The sequence below is a fragment of the Hymenobacter nivis genome (assembly GCF_003149515.1).
Taxonomy (GTDB): Bacteria; Bacteroidota; Bacteroidia; order Cytophagales; family Hymenobacteraceae; genus Hymenobacter; species Hymenobacter nivis.
On the sequence record NZ_CP029145.1, the window covers coordinates 4,688,273 to 4,711,923 of the forward strand.

Annotated in this window: 15 protein-coding genes; 3 read left to right on the plus strand and 12 right to left on the minus strand. The window is 57.3% G+C overall.

Features of this window, described 5'->3' with window-relative positions; all coding sequences use genetic code 11:
- Positions 1-217: 217 nt before the first annotated feature.
- From DDQ68_RS20870 to DDQ68_RS20885, 4 genes are all read right to left on the minus strand, one after another.
- The gene (locus tag DDQ68_RS20870; protein WP_245897151.1) at positions 218-2,335 is read right to left on the minus strand and encodes a carboxy terminal-processing peptidase; all 2,118 of its coding nucleotides are present in this window, start codon (positions 2,333-2,335) and stop codon (positions 218-220) included.
- A 279-nt stretch (positions 2,336-2,614) separates the two neighbouring features.
- Positions 2,615-3,340: a hypothetical protein gene (locus tag DDQ68_RS20875; RefSeq protein WP_342767419.1), complete on the minus strand. Its 726-nt coding sequence runs from the start codon at positions 3,338-3,340 to the stop codon at positions 2,615-2,617.
- A gap of 143 nt (positions 3,341-3,483) precedes the next feature.
- Positions 3,484-3,852 carry a hypothetical protein gene (locus DDQ68_RS20880; RefSeq protein WP_109658553.1) on the minus strand — a complete coding sequence of 123 codons (369 nt, stop codon included), beginning with the start codon at positions 3,850-3,852 and terminating at the stop codon, positions 3,484-3,486.
- A 200-nt stretch (positions 3,853-4,052) separates the two neighbouring features.
- On the minus strand, positions 4,053-5,246 hold the full coding sequence (locus DDQ68_RS20885) for a proline dehydrogenase family protein (RefSeq protein WP_109658026.1): 1,194 nt from the start codon (positions 5,244-5,246) through the stop codon (positions 4,053-4,055).
- 121 nt (positions 5,247-5,367) lie between these two features.
- Between DDQ68_RS20885 and DDQ68_RS20890 the strand changes: the two genes are divergently transcribed.
- Positions 5,368-6,489: a chorismate mutase gene (locus DDQ68_RS20890; RefSeq protein ID WP_109658554.1), complete on the plus strand. Its 1,122-nt coding sequence runs from the start codon at positions 5,368-5,370 to the stop codon at positions 6,487-6,489.
- An 89-nt stretch (positions 6,490-6,578) separates the two neighbouring features.
- Here the strand turns inward: DDQ68_RS20890 and DDQ68_RS20895 are convergent, their stop codons facing one another.
- Both DDQ68_RS20895 and DDQ68_RS20900 read right to left on the minus strand, forming a co-directional pair.
- Positions 6,579-8,189, minus strand: a complete 1,611-nt coding sequence (locus tag DDQ68_RS20895; protein ID WP_109658027.1) for a SusD/RagB family nutrient-binding outer membrane lipoprotein — start codon at positions 8,187-8,189, stop codon at positions 6,579-6,581.
- 13 nt (positions 8,190-8,202) lie between these two features.
- On the minus strand, positions 8,203-11,472 hold the full coding sequence (locus DDQ68_RS20900) for a SusC/RagA family TonB-linked outer membrane protein (protein WP_109658028.1): 3,270 nt from the start codon (positions 11,470-11,472) through the stop codon (positions 8,203-8,205).
- Positions 11,473-11,753: 281 nt separating this feature from the next.
- Here DDQ68_RS20900 and DDQ68_RS20905 point away from each other — a divergent pair, with 281 nt between their 5' ends.
- Positions 11,754-12,794 (plus strand): 3-dehydroquinate synthase, encoded by a 1,041-nt coding sequence (locus DDQ68_RS20905; protein ID WP_109658029.1) that lies wholly within the window; start codon positions 11,754-11,756, stop codon positions 12,792-12,794.
- 147 nt (positions 12,795-12,941) lie between these two features.
- Positions 12,942-14,105: a 3-phosphoshikimate 1-carboxyvinyltransferase gene (locus DDQ68_RS20910; RefSeq protein ID WP_245897153.1), complete on the plus strand. Its 1,164-nt coding sequence runs from the start codon at positions 12,942-12,944 to the stop codon at positions 14,103-14,105.
- Here the strand turns inward: DDQ68_RS20910 and DDQ68_RS20915 are convergent.
- The 6 genes from DDQ68_RS20915 to DDQ68_RS20940 form a co-directional block, all read right to left on the minus strand.
- Entirely contained in the window at positions 14,083-14,898 is an 816-nt protein-coding gene (locus tag DDQ68_RS20915) for an ABC transporter substrate-binding protein (RefSeq protein ID WP_245897155.1), read from the minus strand. The genes DDQ68_RS20910 and DDQ68_RS20915 overlap by 23 nt on opposite strands.
- A 167-nt stretch (positions 14,899-15,065) precedes the next feature.
- Positions 15,066-16,136 (minus strand): M42 family metallopeptidase, encoded by a 1,071-nt coding sequence (locus DDQ68_RS20920; protein WP_109658031.1) that lies wholly within the window; start codon positions 16,134-16,136, stop codon positions 15,066-15,068.
- 122 nt (positions 16,137-16,258) lie between these two features.
- Positions 16,259-17,827, minus strand: a complete 1,569-nt coding sequence (locus DDQ68_RS20925) for an acyl-CoA carboxylase subunit beta (protein WP_109658032.1) — start codon at positions 17,825-17,827, stop codon at positions 16,259-16,261.
- 77 nt (positions 17,828-17,904) lie between these two features.
- The gene (locus DDQ68_RS20930; RefSeq protein WP_245897161.1) at positions 17,905-20,043 is read right to left on the minus strand and encodes a S9 family peptidase; all 2,139 of its coding nucleotides are present in this window, start codon (positions 20,041-20,043) and stop codon (positions 17,905-17,907) included.
- A 127-nt stretch (positions 20,044-20,170) separates the two neighbouring features.
- A complete protein-coding gene (locus DDQ68_RS20935) occupies positions 20,171-22,774 on the minus strand; it encodes an ATP-dependent Clp protease ATP-binding subunit (protein WP_109658033.1) in 2,604 nt (867 codons plus the stop codon).
- Between the two features lie 157 nt (positions 22,775-22,931).
- Positions 22,932-23,567 carry a WbqC family protein gene (locus tag DDQ68_RS20940; protein ID WP_109658034.1) on the minus strand — a complete coding sequence of 212 codons (636 nt, stop codon included), beginning with the start codon at positions 23,565-23,567 and terminating at the stop codon, positions 22,932-22,934.
- Positions 23,568-23,651: the final 84 nt, after the last annotated feature.

The window sequence follows — 23,651 nt, forward strand, 5'->3', positions numbered from 1 at the left end:
CGATGGCAGCTTTTTAGTTGCCTGTTTACTAACTAATTTAACGATCCTTAATATTTAGTATAATGCTGATTGTTAACAAGTTGAAAAGCGCATTTGGCAGTTATTAAAAATTATTTTTAGCAGGCAATTTACTAATTTTTATAGTAGCTAAGGAAACGTAAAAAAAAGCCCTCAACCGCAAGGTTGAGGGCTTTGAAAACGGTAGGCGCCAGGGGCCCTACAACTGGTCTTCGATGATTGAAACGGCCTCGCCGATGATAATATCTTTCTTAAGGTTCTTAGTGAAGCGCTGGTCGCGGTTCACCTTTACCGTGTCACCGTTAGCTGCTTGCACATCAGCACGCAAGGGCGAAAAAGCCAGGTTAGTGGTTGCCTTCTGTGCAGCTTCGTACTTGTCTGCCTCCACCTTATTCTGGCGCTGCCTGACGCGATACGCCACCAGGTTTAGCGGCTCGATGGACTCTTTCTTGCGCGCCAAGGACATCTGGGTTACTTCGCTCATCACGTTAAAGCTTGGGCTTGCGGCCACGCGGGCTTTGCTGGCAGCACGCAGCTTGTCGTAGGCTGGCTGGGTATTCCAGGTGCGGTAGCGGGCGGGGGAAATCTCGTCCCACTTCAGTGGATAATCAGAGCCCTTTTCGCCTTCCTCCAAGTACGAATACATATCAGGAAGTACAATATCGGGCACCACGCCCTTGAACTGGGTCGAGCCCCCGTTCACGCGGTAGAATTTTGAAGTAGTGAACTTCAACGAACCGAACGGCTTGAGGTTGTTCAACTCGTTTGGCAGGCTCTCATCCAGGTCCACAATGCGCTGCACAGTGCCTTTGCCGTACGTGCTGGCCGAGCCCACAATCACGGCGCGCTTATAGTCCTGCATGGCCGCAGCCAGGATTTCCGAAGCCGAAGCGCTGTACTTGTTCACCAGAATTACCAGAGGCCCGCTGTACTGCACCCGGGGATCTTTGTCTTCCAGCACGGTGGTGCGGCCGCGGCCGTCGCGAATTTGTACGATGGGGCCACTGTCAATGAACAAGCCGCCCATGTCCACGGCATCGTTCAGCGAACCGCCGCCATTGTAGCGCAGGTCCAGAATCACACCCTTTACGCCTTCCTGGTTCATTTTAGCCAGCTCCTTCTTCACGTCCTGCGACGAGTTGGGGCTGCCGTCGTTGTTGAAGTCGGCGTAAAACGTCCGCAAATCCAGGTAGCCAAACTTCTGGTTTTTGCTGGTAATGGCCGCCGAGCGGGCATATGCTTCGTCGTTGATTACCACATCGCGGATAATGGGCACCACTTTGGTAGTACCATCGGCCTTGCGTACGGTGAGGCGCACTTCCGAGCCTTTTTTGCCTTTGATGAGGGTTACGGCTTTCGTGATGCGCCAGCCCTCGATGCTCACCGGCTCGGCAGCACCCTGGGCCACGCGCAGAATAGCGTCGCCTTTTTTCAATTCGCCCTGCCGGGCCGAAGCCGAACCGGGGATAATGTCCTCTATGTAAATCAACCCATCTTTTTCCCGCAGCTGGGCCCCAATGCCTTCAAAACGGCCGGTGAGCTGGTAATCAAAATCCTCCTTGGCCTTGGGCGCGAAGTAGTCGGTGTGCGGGTCGTAAGTGTTGGCGATGACGTTGGCATAGCTGGCCAACTGCTCGCTAGCGTTCACTTCCAGCAAGTCAGCAAACTGGTCATCGTAGGTCTTTAGTACGCGCTTGCGGGCCTCGGCTTCCATTTGGGCGGGCGTACGTACTGGTTCGGGGGCCGTGGGGGCCTTGGCGTTGGCCGCCGCAGGGGCGGCGGTGGCGGCCGAGGGCTTTGCCGTTTTAGCTTTTTCCTGGGCGTCCATCATCTCCGATACCCGGCTTAGGGTTTCAAACTTCAACATCTTACGCCACGACTCGCGCTGAACCGCCTTGTCGGCCGGCCAGGTAGCTTTTTCAAAGTCGGTTTGGAACATCTCGTTCGTTGTGAAGTCGAAGGGTTTAGCTAAGATTTCGCGGTAGAGAAGCTGCATTTCCTTCACCCGCTGGGTCATTAGTTGGGTGCTGAGGTCGAAGAAGTCGCGCCGGCCAGTTTTTACTTCATCGTCGATGTCGTTCTGGTAACGGCGCAGGTTCTCGATGTCGCTGGCCAGCAAAAAAGTCTTGCGGTAATCGTCGCGCTTCAGCGATAAGTCAAACACCCGTTTGGAGAACATGTCGTCCAACTTTTCGGGCTGGTAATGGGCACTATTCAGACCCTGCACCATGGTGCCAATGAGCACTTGCTCCTTGGTGGGACCCGCCGAAGTGCTGCGGCGAAACAGCCGGTACGAAGCCAGGACAAATACTGCCATCACCAGGAAGGCATATAATCCAATTTTTAGGCGAGGAAATGACATCAGCGAAGAGAAAACGATAGAAAAATCAAATATACGCGAAATCATCAGCGGCCTTGCGGCGTAGCCGTTCGCCTTACAAACGCCCACAGCAAGTAAATAAGTGCCCCGCCCCAGCCAACTAAAAACCTCTGTTAGCTCTACGTAAGGTTCCTTTTTGCGGATGCCGTGGCACAATAAAAAAGGCCACTCCCAGAGGGAGAGGCCTTTTTACTAGGGCAGTATACTACCAGAAAACTAGTACCGATAAATTTTGTCGCCGTTGTTGCGACGGAACTCATCTTCAAAGTATTGGGCATCTTCGGCGTTACGGGGTTTTACGCCCATCACGATTCCACCGTTGTTGACGCCTTCTTCGTATTCAGCCGCGTGCTCTTCGGGAATGCCCGAGCCAACGAGTGCGCCCACCAAACCGCCGGTGAGGCCCCCAGCCCCGGCACCAGCTAAGGCTGCGGCCAACGGACCAGCAATGATCAAGCCCAAGCCGGGCAAGGCTACCGACGTGCCAATGGCCGCAATGGCCCCGATGATAGCCCCGGCCGTACCGCCGATGGCCGAGCCTACGCCCGCACCTTCCATGGCTTTATCACCTAAGTCCGTGTGAAAGTTGTCGTCGCCGAAGTGGGTCTTACGGGTTTCGTCCGACATGAGCAGGTTTACGTCATCTTTGCCGTAGCCGCGCGAATGCAGGGAGTTGTAGGTTCTTTCGGCGCTATCACGGTCACGGAAAATACCGCTCATTGTGCTGCCCTCGGTGTAGCTACTGCCGGCCGGATCGGTACCATAGGAAGTAGTGGTGCTGCTGCTTGCGGCAGGGTCGACGCCGGTGCCAGCGTTGTAGACAGTACCCTCATTGCTGAGGCCACTGCTGTTGCCTACGCCCGTACCTGTGGCGGCCGAACCGTAGTTGGCGCCGGCGCCAGTGCCTGAATTTTGCGGGTTGTTCCGATCGTTGGTATTCATAGTAGCGTGGGAGTTGTGAATGAAGAAAAACAGGGCCCCGGCACAGCCGCGGGCCGCGTTTGTAACGGGGTAGCCCCGTGAGGGGTTGCGTTATCCTTCATTGTTCGCTGTGCGAACGGTCCTGCGCCATCCCTGCGCCGGGCTTAGGCAAACTCTTGAAAAATAGCGTCATCAAGCCAGAAGTCCCGGCACGCACGCACAAGATTTTTTAGAAACTCTTCGTCTTGCTTGAGAGTACGCCACTCGCCCATGCCGAGCTTCTCGCACAATTTGTAAAAATTATCGCCTTGGCCTTTGGAGCCGGGTACTTTCACCAGGCAGCTTAGCAGGGGCCTGCCTTCGGCGTACTCAGTAGCGGATATTTCCGCGAGCATTTCATTCAGGCGCGATTTTTCGTGCGCTATGTCGAGGTTCAGGCCCAATTCGGCTTCCTGCACCAGGGTGAGGTAACTAGCGGTGCCGGTTTGCTGGCGGGCGTAGCGGATGAGGTAGGTTCGGATGCGACCAGTCATAGTAAACGAAAAGGGGGCAGCCTGTGCGAATGAAAACAGGGGGCCGGCGTGCCAGTCCATGAAAATAGCCGAACCGGGTGGTGCCACCCCACGCAGGGGTATGGCACCACGGTTCGGAAACGGAGCGGCCGGACGATTCCGGCCGCGACCGGCGCATTACTGAAGGCAATTGTGATGCCAAGCTACGCGCTGGGGCCCCGTTACCGGCCCCGGCGGCGGCGCAACTCGCGCCGCACCAGCAAAAACTCACGGCTGCTTTGGCCAGCAATGGCCGTATTTTCGTTGGCGCGGCGCAGCAAGTACGGCATTACCGATTCGATGGGGCCATAGGGTAAGTACTTAGCTACGTGGTAGCCAGTATAGGCCAGGTTATAGCTGAGGTTGTCGCTCATACCGTAGAGCTGGGCAAACCAAACGCGCACGTCGCCCGGGGCCAGGCCCGCCTCTTGCATCAGTTGGGTGAGCAGCAGCGAACTAGCCTCGTTGTGGGTACCAGCGCAAAAGCTGATGCGGGCCACGTGCTGCACGCAGTAGCGTAGGGCTTCGTTGTAGAGGTCGTCGGTGGCCTGCTTGCTGGGGTTGATGGGCGTGGGGTAGCCACGCTGCCGAGCCACGCGGGCCTCTTTTTCCATGTAGGCCCCGCGCACCAGCTTGGCGCCCACGTAAAAGCCCGCTTGGGCCCCCGCGTCGTGGGCGGTTTGCAGCGCCTCCAGGCGGTCGTGCCGGTAGAACTGGTAGGTGTTCCACACAATGGCTTGCTCGCGGTTGTACTTGGCCATCATCTCATCGGCCAGCGCGTCGATGGTGTGCTGGAACCAACTTTCTTCGGCGTCAACAAACAGCCGGATGCCGTACTGATGGGCCCGGTCGCAGAGGGTTTCCACGCGGGCCACAGCGCGGGTGTGGGCCGTTTGCTCGGCAACGGTCAGGGCCTGCCCCGCCTGAATCTTCTCCAGGATGGCTGCGCTGGCCACGCCCGTTACTTTGAACACCGAAAAAGGGATGTGCGCCGAGCGGTTCGCCTCTTCAAGGGTGGCCAGCAACTCGTCGCGGGTGCGGTCGTAGCTGGCGTCGTTGCCCTCGCCTTCCACCGAATAATCGAGGATGGTGCCGATGCCGTAACGCCCCAGGGCGGCCACTACCGGGCGGCATTCGGCGATAGTTTCGCCCCCGCAAAACTGTTCAAAAATGGAGTGCTTGATGAGAAACTTGGTGCCCGGCAGGCCCCATTTCAGCGCGGCTTGCATCAGGCCGCTGCCGGTCTTAACGAGGTCGTTGTTGTTCATGGCCGCAAACAACCCGTACATTTTGCGCAGCTGGGCGTCTGATTTAGCCGCGAAGGCAATCTCGGTATTGTCGAACGAGACGGGGGAAACCAGGGTGGGAGTGGTCATACAGTAGCAATTGTGGCGGGTAGCGAGAGGCCCCAGCGGGTACGAAGATAGCCGCTAAATAGCAGCCTGGTAGCCGAACGTTTCACGGGTAGGGCCCCATCTTTGCGGTGATATGGAAATCATGGCGTCCCCGACTACTTTTTTTACGCGTTTGCTGGCCCGTAAGGGCCGGCCGCTTCTCATTGCCGGGCCCTGCTCGGCCGAAACTGAGGCCCAAACCCTGGCCACTGCCCGCGGCGTGCAGGCCCTGGGCAACATCGATTTGTTCCGGGCCGGGGTGTGGAAGCCGCGCACCCGCCCGGGCTCGTTCGAGGGCGCCGGGGCGGCGGCGCTGCCGTGGCTGCAACGCGTGACGCAGGAAACCAGCCTGCCCGTGGCCATTGAAGTGGCCACGCCGCGCCACGTGGAAGAAGCCCTGGCCCACGGCATCCAGGTGCTCTGGATTGGGGCCCGTACTACCGCCAACCCCTTCGCGGTGCAGGAATTGGCCGATGCATTGGCCGGAACCGGGGTGCCGGTGATGGTGAAAAACCCGGTGAACCCCGACGTGTCGCTGTGGGCCGGGGCCCTGGAGCGACTGGCGCGCGCTGGCATCACCGATGTGGCGGCCATCCACCGCGGGTTCAGCACATTTGCGCCCAGCAAGTACCGTAACCCGCCCACTTGGATGCTGGCTATCGAGTTGAAAACCCGCTTTCCGCACATCCCGCTCATCTGCGACCCCAGCCATATGGCCGGCCGGCGCGACTTGCTGCTGCCCATTGCTCAAAAGGCGCTGGACTTGGATTACGACGGCCTAATGATCGAAACCCATCCCGACCCCGACCACGCCCTCAGCGATGCCGAGCAGCAGGTGACGCCCGTGCGACTGGGCGAAATCCTCAGCGAGTTAAAGTACCGCCGCCGCTCTTCCAGCAACGAAGACTACCAAGCCAAAGCCGACGAGCTACGACAGAAGATGGACGTGGCCGACCGCGAAATAATAGAGGCCCTGGCCCGCCGCATGGCTTTGGTCGAGGAGCTAGCTGAGTACAAGAAAGCCAATGACGTCAAGATTCTCCAGTTCGACCGCTGGAAGGAAATCTTCGCGACCCGTTCGGCCTGGGCCGAAACGCTGCACCTGAATAAGAACTTCGTGGGCGAACTCTACAAACTGGTTCACCTCGAAAGCATCCGCAAGCAAACCGAAGTGCTGAACGGCCCCCCCGCCGAGGGCTCTCTGCACTTGGGCCCCGGGCTGTAATAAAGAGCCAAGTACTTATGCGCAAAACAGGTAAAAAAAAGGGCTGCTCGTGAGAGCAGCCCTTTTTTATTTAAGCAAGTACCAGTACGTTAATCAACTACGTCCCAGAAGATTTTCGTGAACTGAGTAGTGCCGGTCGGAATGTTTGACAGGTTAGTGTTCACCTCAGTTTGCGGATAGAACAGGCGTTTGGGGAATGGGTTAGAGCCAGCTTGCAACGAAATCTCAATTTTAGGTTGTGCAGCGCGGCGATAATCATTCCACGCCTCAGTACTAGCGACGGTATTTTCAGCGAGATATTTTTGGTAAAGAATAACCGACTGTTTACCCAAGCTACCATTGGTAGCAGCTAGTTCGTAGTTCACTAACGGGTTGGTGGTATTAGCTGCTATGTACGTGTTATATTGTACTACGCCGGGGGTTGCCGTGGTCGCGCCGGCTATCGTACCAGGAGCGGTAACAGCATCCCGATAAGTAGACAAAAACGACGCTTCAATACCATTGAGGTAATCCGTTTTGGCAGCGGCTTGGCCGCCCGCCATTAGGTTGCGCGTTTCGGCTTCAGCCTTCGAAAGAAGGTGCTCTGATAAGAGCATGAGCACGGTTGGAGCATTGGGGCCTAGTAAGAAAGTGCCGCCCTGTAGAAAGCGCGAACCAACGATGTCATTAGTAGGAATAAAGGTAGGAGAGGTGCCTTCGCCTGCATTAGCTCCAACGTAAGTAGTGGCGCCGTAGCCAGGACTCTTGCCAGTGTTATAGAGCTGCGAGATGCGTGGGTCTGCGTTTAGGGTATCCTGCCGGATGACATAGCCGGTGGGCATTACAAAGCTGTACTCCGTGGTGGGAGCAGTGAGGCCTACACTGAACCCATAGCGGTCATAAAATGGGTTCTGCTGATTCGAGTTGGCCGCATAGCCGGGTTGGACCACCACATCTGTCTTAATGAAGCCATCAGCTGCGCTTTGCAGAGCCATCATCTCCGTTGCAACAGATGCATTTATTGTGGCGTCAGTGGTCTGAGACTCACGAAGCAGGATGCGAAGCAGGAGACTGTTAGCAAACTGTTTCCACTTCGTCATATTCCCCTGAAATACAATGTCTTCAGACCCCACCGTGCGAGCGCCGGTAACGGCAGCTGCCGCATTAATATCCGCAACTGCACCTTTCAGCTGCACAATAAAATCCTTGTAGATATCGGATGCTTTATCGTAGGAAGGAGCTGTATTTCCTGCTGCTTGCAACGCATTCGTGTAAGGAATATCCCCGTACTCGTCCACTAGTAGCAAAAAGTTATACACTTTCATAATGCGGGCGATTGCTGCGTGGTTGGGGTAACCGTTTGCAGTGCCGCTTTGCTGAATAAGATTGTAGTTGTTCAGGTTACCGTAGGTACCACTCCACAAGCCTTGGTAGTAAGTGGAAGAGTAATTGTACGTTCGCTCCTCAGAGAAACCACTAACCGTACCCGACTTAGCCCAGTAATCAGCAGCAAAGCTTGCGTAACTGTTGTAGCTAACACCAGTGCTAGGGTTTGAGCCTGTATAATTCGCGGCAGTGGTGGCCAGCGCGGTAGCCAAGATTGCGTCCGGGGTTACCGAGGTTGGCTGGTTGGGGTTAGTGTTAATGTCAAGAAACGTCTTACAACCGGTCACTGCGGCGGTAAGCGCCACGGCCATTAAAGCTCTAGAAAATATTTTCATTGGACAGATCAGATTAAAGAGTTACGTTGATGCTAGCCCCGTAAAACTTGGTAGGGGGAGTTTGCAAAATAGTGTTGATACCAACTGCGTTGCTGCCAACGGCCGCACCGCTGAACTCAGGGTCGGTGTAGATATTCTCTTTCGGCACATACGTGAATACGTTTCGTCCAAAAATATTTACCGAAGCTCCCTTCACCAAACCAAATTTCGATACCAAGGCAACCGGAACTATATAACTCAACGACACTTCCCGAATCTTAAAGAACATACCGGAAGTAACGTAGTTTTCAGCTACTCCTGTGTTCCAGTTGGGAGTATTGGCCCAGAACTCTGAGCCGCCCGGGGTCAAGCCAGCCGTATTGCGGACGTAAGTGACTCCGCCGTCGTTAGAAATGGCCGAGTTTGGGTAGACGAAATCCTTCCGCCCGTATGTTACACTACGCTGACCACCTCCCGTAAAGTCGAGGTTTTCACCGATAGCATTGTATACCACGTAACCCGTGCGAAGTTCGCCCTGCCCAGCCAACGTTAACCCTTTGTAAGTAAAACTGGTGTTGAAACCATACTTATACTTGGGCTGGGTGTTGCCAAAGATTTTGGTATCGGCAGCCTTCACAGGGGCATAGCGGGTTAAGGTGCCATCGCTCCGGTCGGTTACTTTCATCATCTTGACGAGGCCATCACTGGTGCGTTCGTAGTACGTTCCTTGTATTACAGGGAAAGGCTGCCCAGGAATGGCGTATAAGTCGGCGTTGCCAGTTTGTCCGCCAACGCCGCTGCCAGACAGATTCAGTTGCGGGAGTCCGTTGGGCAGCGAAATTACTTCGTTGTTATTGTAGTTGAAGTTGCCACCAACCGTAAAGCTGAAGCCATTGTCAAGGCGAATTGGCGTGATGTTCAGGTCAGCTTCAATACCCCTATTTTGTACCTCACCGGCGTTGAGCAGTAAAGTGCTGTAGCCAGTCGCCGTTGAAATACTTGTCGTAATCGTCTGGTTGACGCTATTTTGGGAGTAGTAGGTGACAGCACCCGCAACCCGGTGCTTAAGAAAGCTGAGTTCAATGCCGGCTTCAATCGAGCGTGTTTGTTCGGGTAGAAGGCCCGGCTGTACCAAACCGTTGTTGGCCGAGTAAGAGGCTACATTACCGAAGGGGAAACCGCTGCCGGGTGCATAGGTAGAATTAAGTGCGTAGGCACCACCCGTCTGGTAGACGCCAATACCCGTTGCACTGGGCAAGTTAATTTGACTAACCTTGGTGATGCCGCCCCGAATCTTACCGTAATCCAAGAAAGAAACATCTTTCAGCGCTGGAATGGCATTGGTGAATATGAATGACGCGTCGACCCCGGGATAAAAGAAGCTACGGTTCGAAGCGCTAAGTACTGAGGTGTTGTCATAACGCCCCGACCCATGTAAATATAGAAAGTCCTTGTAGCCTAAGGTAAGGTCGGCATAGAAGGCGTATAAACGGCTTTGAGCCCGTCCATCGCTGCCATCTAGGTTACCAATACGGTTTGCCAGGTTAAATCCATCTCCTACAACTGGTACGGCAAGTGCTGTAGAAGCCACGTAGCCGTAACGGCTATCAAGCTGTTGCACGTTGTTGCCCACAATAGCTTGCACGCTGTAGTTACCGAAAGTTTTATCAGCACTAACGAATAAGTCCGAGTTGAGGCGCGTCAGGTTGCTGCTCAAGTCTTGCACGAAGCCGGAGTAGCTGGAGATTTGCTTGGGCGAATTGGGGTCAAGTGTAAACTTGTTCTGAGTAGTTAAGCTTGTCTGGCCGGTGGAAGTGGTGCCTAAGCGGTACTGCACGCGCAGCCAGTCGGACACTTTGTACGACAAGTTGATGTCGCCTTGTACCGTATTCCGGCGGTCCTTTTTGCGGTTAGCATCCAGGATGAAGTACGGGTTGTAATAGTAAGCGTTGAAGTAGCCATAGTTCGGCTCAGAATATTTGTCGTTCACGTAGTCTTTGTACGACGTAAGCGGAGCCAGTACCGTGGTGTTGAACACATTCCAATACACCGAGGTATTTCGATCAAGATTCGAAGCGACATCGGTTACCTGCTGCGAGTACGAAATGTTGAAACCAACTGTCAAACGTCCTAACTCACGCGAGGCGTTGAAACGAAAGCTGTTGCGATCAAACTTGTCCTTAGGGACGATGCCATTGTTGTGCACGTTCTGGTAAGAGGTGTAGAACTTGGTTTTCTCGTCGCCACCCGAGAACGTCACGCCGCTTTGCTCCTGATAGCCCGTGTTAAAAAAATTGCGTTTCTCATTCGGCCGGGCCTCGTAAGCTAGCATTTGTACGCTTCCATCGGCCAGGGTTTGTCCAAAAGGTCGTAGAGAACCGTCGAAGCGGGGCCCGTACTGCTGGTTTTCGAAGCCCTGGTATTGGTACCCATAACCATTATCCGGAGTATTATCTGGCCTGAAGAATACTCCCGCCTTACCGTTAGCTGAATTGTTGTACCAGTCGGGAGACCCAGGACCGAATTCCGTCTGGAACTTGGGTAGAAACGAAATAGATTCGAGCTGCGAGGTGTGCGAGAAAGTAGTCTGAGGAGTGATGCCTCCTTTCTTGGTGGTGATAACCAGTGCGCCGTTAGAGGCCTGCGAACCGTACAATGCCGCCGCGTTAGCCCCTTTCAGTACAGAAATAGAAGCAACATCGTTAGGGTTCAGGGCTCCCAGCACGTCGTTTGTCGAAATAACACCGTCAATCACGATCAGAGCTTCGTTATTACCAGTCAAGGAGCGGCTGCCACGCAAGGTTACGCGGGGCGTCGGGTTGACTCCGTTGTCTAGGGTTTGAATCTGTAAGCCCGATACCTTACCAGTCAAGCCATTGACCACATTAGTTGGCTGGGCTTGGGTGATTTCTTTACTGCTAAGGTTAGCAGTGGCATAGCCTATTTGACCGGATTGCCGCTGAATGCCCAAGGCTGCTGTTACAACCACTTCGCCGAGTTCCTTGGCATCGGGGGCCAGCGTCGCGTTGATGGTGGCGGAAGTGCCGATGGGCTGATCAATTGTCGTGTACCCTACGAAGCTGAACGTGAGGGTGGTCGCCGTTGCCGGCAGGCTCAGTACAAAGATGCCGTCGCTATTGGTTGACGTGCCAATGGTCGTGCCTTTGGCCAGCACCGTTACTCCAGGCAGACCTTGGTTGTTAGTGCGGTCGGTTACTCGGCCGGAAATACTCCGATTCTGGGCGAAAGCCTGCTGCAGCAAGCTGGTCATCGCCAGAAGGAATAAAAGAGTAAACTTCTTCATTATGAATGAAAAAAAGTGAGAAAAAGGAAGGTCATACCTCTAAAATTTGAGGGCAAATTATCACTTGTTTTCTATTCGGGGACTACCCTGGACAAATTTATTAAAGATTACCTTTTGATTTGATAACACTTTTATTAATCAATTGCTCGAATATCAAGGATATAGCTATTTTAGTAACGGGGTAAATACCTGGTAAACACAACATGGCCTTACCCGCCTGTCCGCTAAGTATTGCGGTACAGCTTGAGAATATTGCCAGGTTTTGTGCGGACTTTTACCACATGAACGCCTCCGTCACCATTGGTTCCGCTGCCCTGGCCGAGCTGGCCGCCTATCTGCGCCGCTCGGCTTTCAGCCAGGTATTCGTACTGGTTGATTCCAACACCGCCCGCCTGTGCCTGCCGGTGCTGGAAGCGCAACTGCCCCCGGGCCACCAAATAATTGAAATTCCGGCCGGCGAAGAATTCAAAACCCTGGCCACCTGTGACTTAGTGTGGGACGCGCTTACCCAGCGGCAAGCCGACCGCCACGCCCTGCTGGTGAACGTGGGCGGCGGCGTGGTGACGGACCTGGGCGGGTTCTGTGGGGCCCTGTACAAGCGGGGGCTGGCCTTTGTGCAAGTGCCCACCACGCTGCTGGCCCAGGTAGACGCCAGCGTGGGTGGCAAAACGGGCGTTGATTACCAAGGATTTAAGAACCAACTGGGCGTGTTCCAGGAGCCGTTGGCGGTATTCATTGCGCCGGTGTTGCTTGATACCCTCGACCCGCGCCAATTGAAGGCCGGCTACGCCGAGGTGCTGAAGCACTGGCTGATTGCCGACGCCGACGCATTTGAGCGGCAACGCCGCCTGGGCTGGCTCACTGACGACTGGACGCCCATTATCCGGGAGTCGGTGGCGCTGAAGCAGCGCATTGTGGCCAGCGACCCGCTCGAAGCGGGGCCCCGCAAGCTGCTCAACTTCGGCCACACCGTGGGGCACGCCCTCGAAAGCTACCTCCTCACCCAGCCCGGCCGCGAAGTGCTGCACGGCGAGGCCGTGGCCGCGGGCCTGGTCTGCGAAAGCTGGCTCTCGGTGCAGCGCGGCCTGCTGAGCGCCGAGGAGCTGGACCGCATCGAAACCTTCGTGTTCTCAGTATTCGACAAAATCCAGTTCGTGCTGCTCGAAACCGAAGCCATTGCGGATTTTGCCCGGCAAGACAAAAAGAACGCCGGCGGCGTCATCAACTGCACGCTGTTGCAGGGCATCGGCCACGGCGTGTACGACCAGCCCGTGACCGAAGCCGACATCGTGGCCGCCCTGCGTTACTACCACAAGTTGTAGGGCCCCGCGGCTCGCTACTAATCCATCATCTATACGAATCCCATCGACGCTTCCATCTCCCTGCGCTGGCCCGGGCGCCCCCTGCGCGGCCTGGCCCACCTGCCCGCCTCTAAAAGTGAGGCCAACCGCGCCCTTATTCTGCACGCCTTGGCCGGCGGCGGCCAGCTCAGCAACCTGTCCGACGCCCACGACACCCAGCTGATGCAGGCCTTGCTGGCCGCTGCGCCCGGCACCGACCAGCTCAGCGCCGAAGACGCGGGCACCGTCATGCGGTTCCTGACGGCCTACTTGGCCGTAACTGGCTGGCGCGGCGAGCTGACCGGGACCCCGCGAATGCAGGAGCGGCCCATTGGCGTGCTCGTGGGGGCCCTGCGCCAGGCCGGGGCCGACATTGCTTACGAGGCCAACGACGGGTATCCGCCGCTGCGGCTGGGCGGGTTTGCGCCCGGTACGGCCGTGGCGGGGCCCACGTGCCTGAGCGTGCGCGGCGACATCAGCAGCCAGTACATTTCGGCGCTGCTGATGGTGGGGCCCTACCTGCCCGGTGGGTTGGAGCTGACTCTGACTGGCGCCGTCGGCTCGCGGCCTTACATAGCTATGACGGTGACGCTGATGGCCCGCTTTGGGGCCTTGTGCCGGACCAACGCCGACGCTACCCAGCTAACTGTGGCCGCGGGCCGCTACCAGGCCGCCGACTACACGGTGGAAAGCGACTGGTCGGCAGCTAGCTACTGGTACGCGCTGGTAGCTCTGGGGCCCGTCGGCTCCGAGATTATGCTGCCGGGCCTGCGGCGGCACTCATTGCAGGGCGACCAGGCCATTGCGGGCATCATGGCGCATTTTGGCGTCGAAACCACGTATTTGCCTGCTGAGCAGGGCGTGCAACTGCGCCAGGGGCCCCGGCTGGGTGGCCCGGAAATTCTCCGCCTGGATTTCACCGATTGCCCCGACTTGGCCCAAACCGTGGCCGTGGTGGCCACCGCTCTGTCCCTGCCCGTCGATATGACCGGGCTCGAAAGCCTACGCATTAAGGAAACCGACCGCATCGCCGCCTTGCAAACCGAGCTGGCCAAGTTTGGCGGCGATTTGCAGGAGGTGGAGCCCGGCGTGTTCCGGGCCGTATCCACTGGCTTTCGCGTGGCGGGCCAAACCGTGGCCACTTACCACGACCACCGCATGGCCATGGCCTTCGCGCCGCTGGCCATGCGGGGGCCCCTGGCGGTAGCCGCGCCGCAGGTGGTGCGCAAGTCGTACCCGCAGTTTTGGAGCGAGCTGGCTGGCGCTGGCTTTATGGCTGGCGAAGCTGGCTGAGGTAAGCGGCCGAGTGCAGCAGCCGGCTGCCGTACCAGCTAAATAATTCGCCATCAACTAATTGAATACGGGCCGATGGGCAGATTGCCTGAAGCTCGGCCATGTGCTTCTCCTTAAATGGGTACGGCTCTGAGGACAGCAGAATGCGCTGGGGCGCGGCGCTGGCCAGTTGCTCCGGCGCGATTTCGGGGTAGCGCCCCAGGGCCCCAAACACGTTGGTAAAGCCGGCTCGTGCCAGCAGGTCGTCGATGAACGTGCCGGCGGCAGCCGCCATGTAGGGCTTGCGCCAGATGAGGTAAGCTACCGGCTCCGGGGCCGCCGCCGATAGGGCCTCGAACCGCTCGGCCACGGCAGCGGCCATGGTATCGGCCGCCGGGGCTCTGCCCGTGATTAGGCCTATTTGCTTGATCATGCGCAGGGCCCCCGGCAAGTTGGCCACGTCGCTCAGCCACACCGGGCATTGCGCGGCCAGCTGCTCAATGCCCTCCTGGTAATTTTCCTCCTTGTTGCCGATGATGAGGTCGGGCTGGCAGGCAGCAATCTTGGCAAAATCAAAGTTTTTGGTGCCGCCGATGACCGCTGCTTGTTGGCGGGCCTCCGGTGGGTGAATGCAAAACTTGGTGACGCCCACCACCTGCTGGCCTAGGCCTAAATCGAACAACAGCTCCGTTTGAGACGGCACCAGCGACACGATGCGCCGCGGTGGAAACGGCACCACTACCCGCCGGCCCAGCTGGTCGGTAACAGCAAGCGGTGTCTGAACCACGGATTTATCGGATTGGTCGGATGCCACGGGTTTTGGGGACGATTGGTAGGAAATGCAATTTTCGTTGGTGCGCTGTTATTTAAGGTGTTTGGAGATGGATGCAACAATAGAAAGGCCGCTAAAGAAGCGGCCTTTCCTATAATCAATTAGCCAGAATCGTCCCCGAAATCCGATTCATCCGATAAATCCGTGGTTTAGACGAAATACCGGAAATCGTGGCCGTCCTCAATTCGCAGCAAGGTTTCGTAGATTAATTGGATAACCGCTTCCACATCGTCCTTATGCACCGTTTCAACGGTGGTGTGCATGTACTTAAGGGGTAGTGAGATGAGGGCCGAAGCCACGCCCATGCCCGAGTAGGCAAACGCGTCGGTATCGGTGCCGGTCGAGCGGGTGGCGGCGGCGCGTTGGAAGGCAATGTCTTGCTCTTTAGCCGTATCGATGATGAGGTCGCGCAGGTTGTTCTGCACGGCAGGGCCGTAGGTGATGACGGGGCCCTTGCCGCAGGAAATGTCGCCGGCCGTCTTTTTGTCGTACATCGGCGACTGGCTGTCGTGGGTCACGTCCGTCACGATGGCCACGTCGGGGTTGATGCGGTGGGCTACCATTTCGGCCCCGCGCAGGCCAATTTCCTCCTGCACAGCGTTTACGATGTACAGGCCGAAGGGCAGCGTTTTGCCGTTTTCCTTCAGCAAGCGGGCCACTTCGGCAATCATGAAGCCGCCCATGCGGTTGTCGAGGGCCCGGCCTACGTAAAACTTGTCGTTCAGCACCATAAGCTCGTCCTCGAACGTGACGACCGAGCCCACGTGGATGCCCAGTTCCTCCACTTCGTCGGCGCTGGCCGCCCCGCAGTCCAGGAACACTGTTTCGATGGTGGGGGCCTTGTCCTGGTCGGCTTTGCGCACGTGAATGGCCGGCCAGCCAAACACGGCCTTCACAATGCCCTTGGTACCGAAGATGTTGACGCGCTTGCTGGGGGCCACTAACGGATCGGAGCCGCCGTTGCGGCGCAGGTACAAGTAGCCTTCCTTGGTGATGTAGTTGACGAAATAAGAGATTTCGTCGGCGTGGGCCTCAATAACGACCTTGTACTTCGCCTCGGGGTTGACGACGCCCACCACCGTGCCGTACGTATCAACGAAGTAGCTGTCGGTGTAGGGCTTAATGTACTCCAGCCACAGTTTTTGGCCTTCTTTTTCGAAGCCGGTGGGGGAGGGGTTATTAAGGTATTTCTGGAGAAAATCGAACGATTCGGGGCGCATAAGAAGCAGGTTGTCAATGACTGACGGAGAAATTAGCCAGCGGAACTAGTTGAAGGGTGAAAAAAATTCGCGCAAAAGCCATTTATCGGGATCGAATGCGCAGGCGGCTAGCAAATATCAAACTACAAAGGAATGTTTCCGTGCTTCTTGCGTGGTAGGGTATCCACTTTGTTCTCCAACATTTTAAAGGCGCGGATGAGCTTCTGGCGAGTTTGCGAGGGCAGGATTACTTCATCTACAAAGCCGCGGTGGGCGGCGCGGTAGGGCGTGGCAAATTTTTCCTGGTAATCGGTTACTTTCTCCTGAAGCTTGGCGGCGGGGTCGTCGGCGGCGGCTATTTCGCGCTTGAAAATAATTTCGGCCGCGCCTTTGGCGCCCATCACGGCGATTTCGGCGGTGGGCCAGGCAAAGTTCAGGTCGGCCCCGATGTGCTTGGAATTCATCACGTCGTAGGCCCCGCCGTAGGCCTTGCGGGTGATAACGGTGATGCGCGGCACGGTGGCCTCGCAGAAGGCGTAGAGCAGCTTAGCCCCGTTGGTGATGATGCCGCGCCACTCCTGGTCGGTGCCAGGTAGGAAGCCGGGCACGTCCTCCAGCACCAGCAGCGGGATGTTGAACGAGTCGCAGAACCGCACGAAGCGCGCGGCCTTGGTGCTGGCGTTGATGTCGAGCACGCCGGCCAGCACCGCCGGCTGGTTGCCCACAATGCCGAGGCTACGGCCCGCTAGCCGCGCAAAGCCCACCACGATGTTCTCGGCAAAGTTCTTGTGCACTTCCATGAACGAGTCGCCATCCACCAGACCCTCAATTACTTCGCGGATATCATAGGGCTGGTTGGCATTGTCCGGAATGATGGTATCCAGCACCGGGCGGCTTTCGTCGCCCTGGGCCGCGTAGGGTTGGGCGGGGGCCGTTTCCTCGCAGTTTTGGGGCATGTAGCTCAGCAGCTGCTTGAGTTGCTGGATACACACGACCTCGTTGGCGGCCGTGAAGTGCGTGACGCCGCTCTTGGTGCTGTGGGTGCTGGCGCCGCCCAGCTCTTCGCTGGTCACGTTCTCGTGGGTTACGGTTTTCACCACGTTGGGGCCCGTCACGAACATGTAGCTCGTGTCTTCCACCATCAAGATAAAATCGGTAATGGCCGGCGAGTACACCGCGCCGCCCGCGCAGGGCCCCATGATGGCCGAGAGCTGCGGCACCACGCCGCTGGCCAGCGTGTTCTTATAGAAAATGTCGGCGTAGCCACCCAGGCTCACCACGCCTTCCTGGATGCGGGCCCCGCCCGAGTCGTTCAGGCCAATCACGGGGGCCCCATTCTTCAGAGCCAGGTCCATGATCTTCACGATTTTCTCGGCGTGGGTTTCGCTCAGCGAGCCGCCGAATACCGTGAAATCCTGCGAGAAAACATATACCAGCCGGCCATGCACCGTGCCGTAGCCCGTCACCACGCCATCGCCCAGGTAGTGCTCTTTATCAAGGCCGAAATCGCGGGCGCGGTGCATTACAAATTTGCCAATTTCTTCAAACGAGCCCTCGTCGAGCAGTAAATCCAGCCGCTCGCGGGCCGTGAGCTTGCCTTTTTTGTGCTGCGAGTCGATGCGGGCCTGGCCACCGCCGAGCAAAGCTTCCTCGTTCTTGCGGGCTAGTAAATCGGTTTTGGAAAGGGCGTCGTGAACGTGCGGGTCGGGCATTGTGGGTGGGAGCGAAGCGAGAAAAGCAGGGCCCCAAAGATAGGCGGCGGGCCAGGCAAAACCACTGGAATGCTGGCTTAGGAATTCAAACCCAGCACCAGCAGCAGGAATGCGAATTGCCGGGCCGTGTCGTCAATGGACTTGAATCGGCCGGAGGCCCCACCGTGTCCGGCGGCCATGTCGGTGTGCAGCAACAGCAGGTTGTGGTCGGTTTTGGTGGCGCGCAGCTTGGCCACCCATTTGGCCGGCTCGTAGTATTGCACCTGCGAATCGTGCAAGCCAGTGGTCACCAATAGGTTGGGGTACGCCTGGGCCTTCACGTTATCGTAGGGCGAATATGAGAGCATGTATTTAAAGTAGAGTTCATCGGCGGGGTTGCCCCACTGGTCGTATTCGCCGGTGGTGAGCGGAATGCTGGGGTCCGACATGGTGGTTACCACGTCCACAAATGGCACGGCGGCGATGACGCCCTTGTACAAATCAGGCCGCAGGTTCACGATGCCACCCATGAGCAGGCCTCCAGCGCTGCCGCCCATGGCAAAGAGCTTAGCCGTGGATGTGTACTGGCGCTGGCCGGCATCGCTGGGCGAGGCGTGGGGCTTGGTGAGGTATTCCGAGCAGTCGATAAAGTCGTTGAAGCTGTTCATTTTGTGCAGCATCCGCCCGTCTTCAAACCACTGCCGCCCCATTTCCTGCCCGCCCCGAACGTTGCAGATGGCATACACAAACCCGCGGTCGAGCAGGCTTAGGCGCGCCGCGCTGAAAGTAGGATCGGTGGAATAGCCGTAGGAACCGTAGGCGTACTGGAGCAGCGGCGCGCTGCCGTCGAGCTTCGTGCCCTTTTTGTACACGATGGACATGGGGATCATCACCTTGTCGCGGCTCTTTACAAACAGCCGGTCCGTCACGTAATCCGCCCGGTTGAAGCCGCCGAGCACGGCCTGCTCCTTGCGCAGCGTGCGCTTGTGCGTCACAAAGTCGTAGTCGTACACCGACGACGGCGTGGTGAGCGACGTGTAGTTGTAGCGCAGCGTCGGCGTATCAAACTCCGGGTTCACGCCAATGGTGGCCGTGTAGGCCACTTCGTCGAAGTTAATTTTCTGTTCCTGCTTGTCCTTCCAGCGGATGGTGCGCAGCTGTAACAGGCCATCCCGGCGCTCATTCAGCACTAGATAGTCCTTAAATAAGTTGAAACCATCTAGGAACACTTCGGGCTGGCGCGGCAGGGCATCCTGCCAGCCGGTCTTGGCGGGGCTGGCCACGGGCGCCATCACCAGCCGGTAGTTGGGGGCCTGCCAGTTGGTGCGGATGTAAAACTTGTCGCCCATGTTTTCCACCTCATACAGGTGGTCGGGCTCGCGGGGCGCCAGCACTTTGAAGGTGCCCGCCGGGGCCCCCGCGTCGAGGTAGCGGTACTCCGACGACAGCGAGCTGGCCAGCTCAATACCAATGTACTTCTTTGATTTCGTGCGGCTTACCTCCACGCTGAAGGTGTTATCCTTCTCCTCGTATACCAGGGTATCCTGTTGGGGGTCGGTGCCCAGCGTGTGGCGGTATACCTGGTAGGGCAGCAGGGTGGTGACATCCTTTTTGGTGTAGAACACTGTTTTGTTGTCGGCGGCCCACACCGCTTCGCCGCCGGTGTTGGTAATGCTCTCGGGGTAGAGCTTGCCAGTAGCCAAGTTCTTGAAGCGCAGCGAATAAAGCCGTCGGCTCACCACGTCGTCTGAGTACGCCAGTACTTGGTTGTTGTCGCTCACGGCCCAGCCCCCAAGCTGGAAGTAAGGCTTGCCCTGGCCCAGTTGGTTGGCATTCAGCAACACTTCCTCGGGGGCCCCCAGGCTGCCTTTTTTGCGGCAGTAGATGGGGTACTCGCCGCCCTGCTCGAAGCGGGTGTAGTAGTAGTAGCCGTTGTCGCGGTAGGGCACCGAGGTATCGTCTTCCTTAATGCGGCCCTTAATTTCGGCCACCAGCTTCTGCTGCAACGCTTTGGTGCCGGCCATTTGCTGGTCGTAGTAAGCGTTTTCGGCGTTCAGGTGGGCCAGCACTTCCGGGCTTTCCGGCTGGTTGAGCCAGTAGTAGTCGTCCGTTCGCGTGGTGCCGAAATTGGTGAATACCTTGGGCTTAGGAGCCGCCACGGGGGCCATCTGGGCCAGGGCCCCGGTGGCCAGGGCTGCGCCTGCGCCGGCCATGGCCGCTCGTTGTAGAATCCGCATAAAATCAGAAAAATTAGGATGTAATCAATGCGGCCGCTACCGGTCAATGACGCGTCAAGATAACAGCGGCGCAACAAAAAAGCCGGCTCCCTCACAGGAGCCGGCTTCTTAATGTTGCGCTTAGCGCTTACTTCTTGTCCGTGTCGGGCGACTCGGGGGCCTCGGCGGGCCGCTCGTCGCTGGCCAGGTTGGGCTTTTGGTCGCTCTTGCTCACCGAGAAGTTGAGCTCGTCCTTGCCATCCTCGTAGTCGGCGGTGATGATGTCACCGTGCAACACTTGGGCTTTGAGGATTTCTTCAGCAATCGGGTCTTCGATGTACTTCTGAATCGCACGGTTCAGCGGCCGGGCCCCGTACTTGGGGTCGTAGCCTTTCTCCGCCACGAAATCCTTGGCTTTCTCGGTCAGCTCCACTTGGTAACCCAGGGAAGTGACGCGCGTGAATAGCTTGCGGAGGCTGATTTCGATGATTTTGTGGATGTCTTTCTTGTCCAGCGAATTGAAGACAATCACGTCGTCCAAGCGGTTGAGGAACTCGGGCGAGAAAGTCTTCTTCAGGGCATTGGTGATGGTGCCCTTGGTTAGCTCGTCCATATTGTCCTGCCGGGCCTTGGTGCCAAAGCCGATGCCAGCGCCAAAGTCCTGCAAATCACGGGCCCCGATGTTCGAGGTCATGATGATGATGGTGTTGCGGAAGTCCACCTTACGGCCCAGGCCGTCGGTCAGGATGCCGTCGTCCAGCACTTGCAGCAGCAGGTTGTACACGTCCGGGTGAGCCTTCTCAATCTCGTCGAGCAAAATCACCGAGTACGGCTTGCGGCGGATTTTCTCCGTCAGCTGGCCGCCTTCTTCGTAGCCCACGTAGCCGGGAGGCGCGCCCACTAGGCGCGACACGCTGAATTTCTCCATGTATTCCGACATGTCGACGCGCACCAGCGAGTCTTCCTTGTCGAACAAGTACGTGGCCAACACCTTGGCTAGCTCCGTTTTGCCTACGCCCGTAGGGCCCAGGAATACGAACGAGCCAATTGGCTTTTTGGGATCTTTCAAGCCCACGCGGGTGCGCTGAATGGCTTTCACCAGCTGCTTGATGGCTTTTTCCTGGCCAATCACTTTGCCTTGCAACTCCTCGTTCATGTTGAGGAGTTTCTGGCTTTCGTTCTGGGCCACGCGCGAAACGGGGATGCCGGTCATCATGGCAATCACCTCGGCCACGTTTTCCTCTTTCACTGTGTAGCGCTTCTTCTTGGTTTCCTCTTCCCAGCCCTTTTTGGCCGTTTCGAGTTGGTCCAACAGCTTCTTTTCGGTGTCGCGGAGCTTGGCGGCTTCCTCGTATTTCTGCGACTTCACCACGCGGTTTTTCTCGCCTTTGATGTTCTCAATCTGCTCTTCGAGCGTGAGAATATCCTCGGGCACCACGATGTTATTGATGTGCACGCGGGCCCCGGCTTCGTCCAGAATATCAATGGCTTTGTCCGGCAGGAAACGGTCGCTCATGTAGCGGTCGCTCAGCATCACGCATTGCTCAATGGCCTTGTCCGTGTACACCACGTGGTGGTGGTCCTGGTACTTGTCCTTGATATTGTGCAGGATTTCAATCGTCTCCTCGGGCGTGGTGGGGTCCACCATCACCATCTGGAAGCGGCGGGCGAGGGCCCCATCCTTCTCAATATACTGGCGGTACTCGTCGAGCGTGGTGGCGCCGATGCATTGAATTTCGCCGCGGGCCAGGGCCGGTTTGAACATGTTCGAAGCGTCGAGCGAGCCCGAGGCACCACCGGCGCCCACAATGGTGTGCAACTCGTCAATGAACAGAATCACGTCGGGCGACTTCTCCAGCTCGTTCATCACGGCTTTCATGCGCTCCTCGAACTGGCCGCGGTACTTAGTGCCGGCCACCAGCGAAGCCAAATCCAAAGTCACGACGCGCTTATTAAACAGCACGCGGCTTACTTTTTTCTGGATAATACGCAGGGCGAGGCCTTCGGCGATGGCCGTTTTACCCACGCCGGGCTCGCCGATGAGGATGGGGTTATTCTTTTTGCGACGACTCAGGATTTGAGCGACGCGCTCAATTTCCTTTTCGCGGCCCACGATGGGGTCGAGCTTATCGTCTTCGGCCATCTTGGTAAGGTCGCGGCCAAAATTGTCGAGTACCGGGGTGCGCGACTTCTCGCCGACTTTTTTGGCGCCGCCGGGGGCATTGCCAGCGCCCTGGCCACGGCCTTGCTGGCCACCAAAAAGACGGTCGTTATCGTCGTCGTCGGTGTCCGGGGCCTTGGCGGCGGGCGCGGCGTTGCCGTGATAATCCAGCGAATCGCGGACGGTTTCGTAGTTCACGTTGAATTTGCTGAGAATTTGGGAAGAAATGTTATCCTCGTCGCGCAGAATCGAGAGGAGCAGGTGCTCGGTGCCAATGACTTCCGACTTGAAAATCTTGGCTTCGAGGTAGGTGATTTTTAAGACTTTTTCCGTCTGCTTGGTGAGCGGAATCGAGCCAGTGATGCTGTTGCCCTGCGTAGCGGTATTGCGGGTGGCCTGCTCAAGCGAGAACTTTAGCTCGTCGAGGGCCACGCCCAGCTTGCGCAACAAGCCGAGGGCCGTGCCTTCGGCTTCGCGGATCATGCCCAGCAACAGATGTTCCGTGCCGATGTAATCGTGGCCGAGGCGGATGGCCTCCTCCCGGCTCAGGGAGATGACTTCCTTGACGCGGTTTGAGAATTTAGCTTCCATGCAGATAAACGTAATGAAAAAAATGGATAGTCCCGCGTCGGGAATAGAAATAATTGACGAAAACGGGCTGGGCCAGGGTAGCTTGAAAACAAGCTAATTCGGGCGAAGGTTCGGGCAAAATAGAAACGAAAACGGGCGGGCGAAGTTTGCTAAACTTTCAATCTAAATATGCGCCCGCCGCCGGCCCTTGGGCGAACAGCAAATCCAGGACGCTCAACCCGGGCTCAAAACCTGGGCCAAACACCTGCGGATAGGGCCGCACTAGGCCCAAAGCTGCCGGACTGTCAGGCTCGGGGCTACCGGCCTTGGGGCTCAGCCAGTCGCGCCGGTCGAGGCAACCCGGGGGAGCAGGCTGCCCGGGGAGGCAGTAATCGGTGCTAAACTTAATGGGCAACGTAAGGCGGAAGCAGCGCATTTCCAGGTGTAAGAAGGCCAGGTTCAGCTCAAAAAGCCGGGCGGGCTTTGTGCGGTAGATGTCGTGCAGGTAATCGGCGTAGTACTCGAAATACGGGCTGTTGCCGTAGGCGGTTTGCAACGTGCGCCAGTGGCGGTGCACCCAGTTTTGGCGATAATCAATTTCAATATCGGACGTTTTGACTTTTCCGGCGCGGTTGCCGTCCACTACTGGCACCGTGAGGGCCTGCACACCCTGCGCCGTGCGGATGAGGCAGCGGTTGCGGTAGGTTTGCTTGCGGTAGTTTTCCTGGGCTTCCAGCACCAGGCCATCGGCCTGGAGCAAGGCGGCAAAAAACGCCGCTGGCGGGTGGTACGGCAGTTCAGAAAGGACGAGCATTTATTAGTGAACAGTTATCAGTGAATAATGACCAGTGAGCAGTTGCCTGTGGTCAATTTGTGATAAAAGTCAAAGATGTCTACT

Excerpts from the sequence above, each read along its gene's own strand:
- DDQ68_RS20925 (WP_109658032.1), bottom strand. The coding sequence starts at position 17,827 with ATGCCCGACCCGCACGTTCACGACGCCCTTTCCAAAACCGATTTACTA.
- DDQ68_RS20870 (WP_245897151.1), bottom strand. The coding sequence starts at position 2,335 with ATGGCAGTATTTGTCCTGGCTTCGTACCGGCTGTTTCGCCGCAGCACT.
- DDQ68_RS20920 (WP_109658031.1), bottom strand. The coding sequence starts at position 16,136 with ATGCGCCCCGAATCGTTCGATTTTCTCCAGAAATACCTTAATAACCCC.
- DDQ68_RS20930 (WP_245897161.1), bottom strand. The coding sequence starts at position 20,043 with ATGCGGATTCTACAACGAGCGGCCATGGCCGGCGCAGGCGCAGCCCTG.
- DDQ68_RS20905 (WP_109658029.1), top strand. The coding sequence starts at position 11,754 with ATGAACGCCTCCGTCACCATTGGTTCCGCTGCCCTGGCCGAGCTGGCC.
- DDQ68_RS20890 (WP_109658554.1), top strand. The coding sequence starts at position 5,368 with ATGGCGTCCCCGACTACTTTTTTTACGCGTTTGCTGGCCCGTAAGGGC.
- DDQ68_RS20895 (WP_109658027.1), bottom strand. The coding sequence starts at position 8,189 with ATGAAAATATTTTCTAGAGCTTTAATGGCCGTGGCGCTTACCGCCGCA.
- DDQ68_RS20935 (WP_109658033.1), bottom strand. The coding sequence starts at position 22,774 with ATGGAAGCTAAATTCTCAAACCGCGTCAAGGAAGTCATCTCCCTGAGC.
- DDQ68_RS20940 (WP_109658034.1), bottom strand. The coding sequence starts at position 23,567 with ATGCTCGTCCTTTCTGAACTGCCGTACCACCCGCCAGCGGCGTTTTTT.
- DDQ68_RS20880 (WP_109658553.1), bottom strand. The coding sequence starts at position 3,852 with ATGACTGGTCGCATCCGAACCTACCTCATCCGCTACGCCCGCCAGCAA.
- DDQ68_RS20900 (WP_109658028.1), bottom strand. The coding sequence starts at position 11,472 with ATGAAGAAGTTTACTCTTTTATTCCTTCTGGCGATGACCAGCTTGCTG.
- DDQ68_RS20885 (WP_109658026.1), bottom strand. The coding sequence starts at position 5,246 with ATGACCACTCCCACCCTGGTTTCCCCCGTCTCGTTCGACAATACCGAG.
- DDQ68_RS20875 (WP_342767419.1), bottom strand. The coding sequence starts at position 3,340 with ATGAATACCAACGATCGGAACAACCCGCAAAATTCAGGCACTGGCGCC.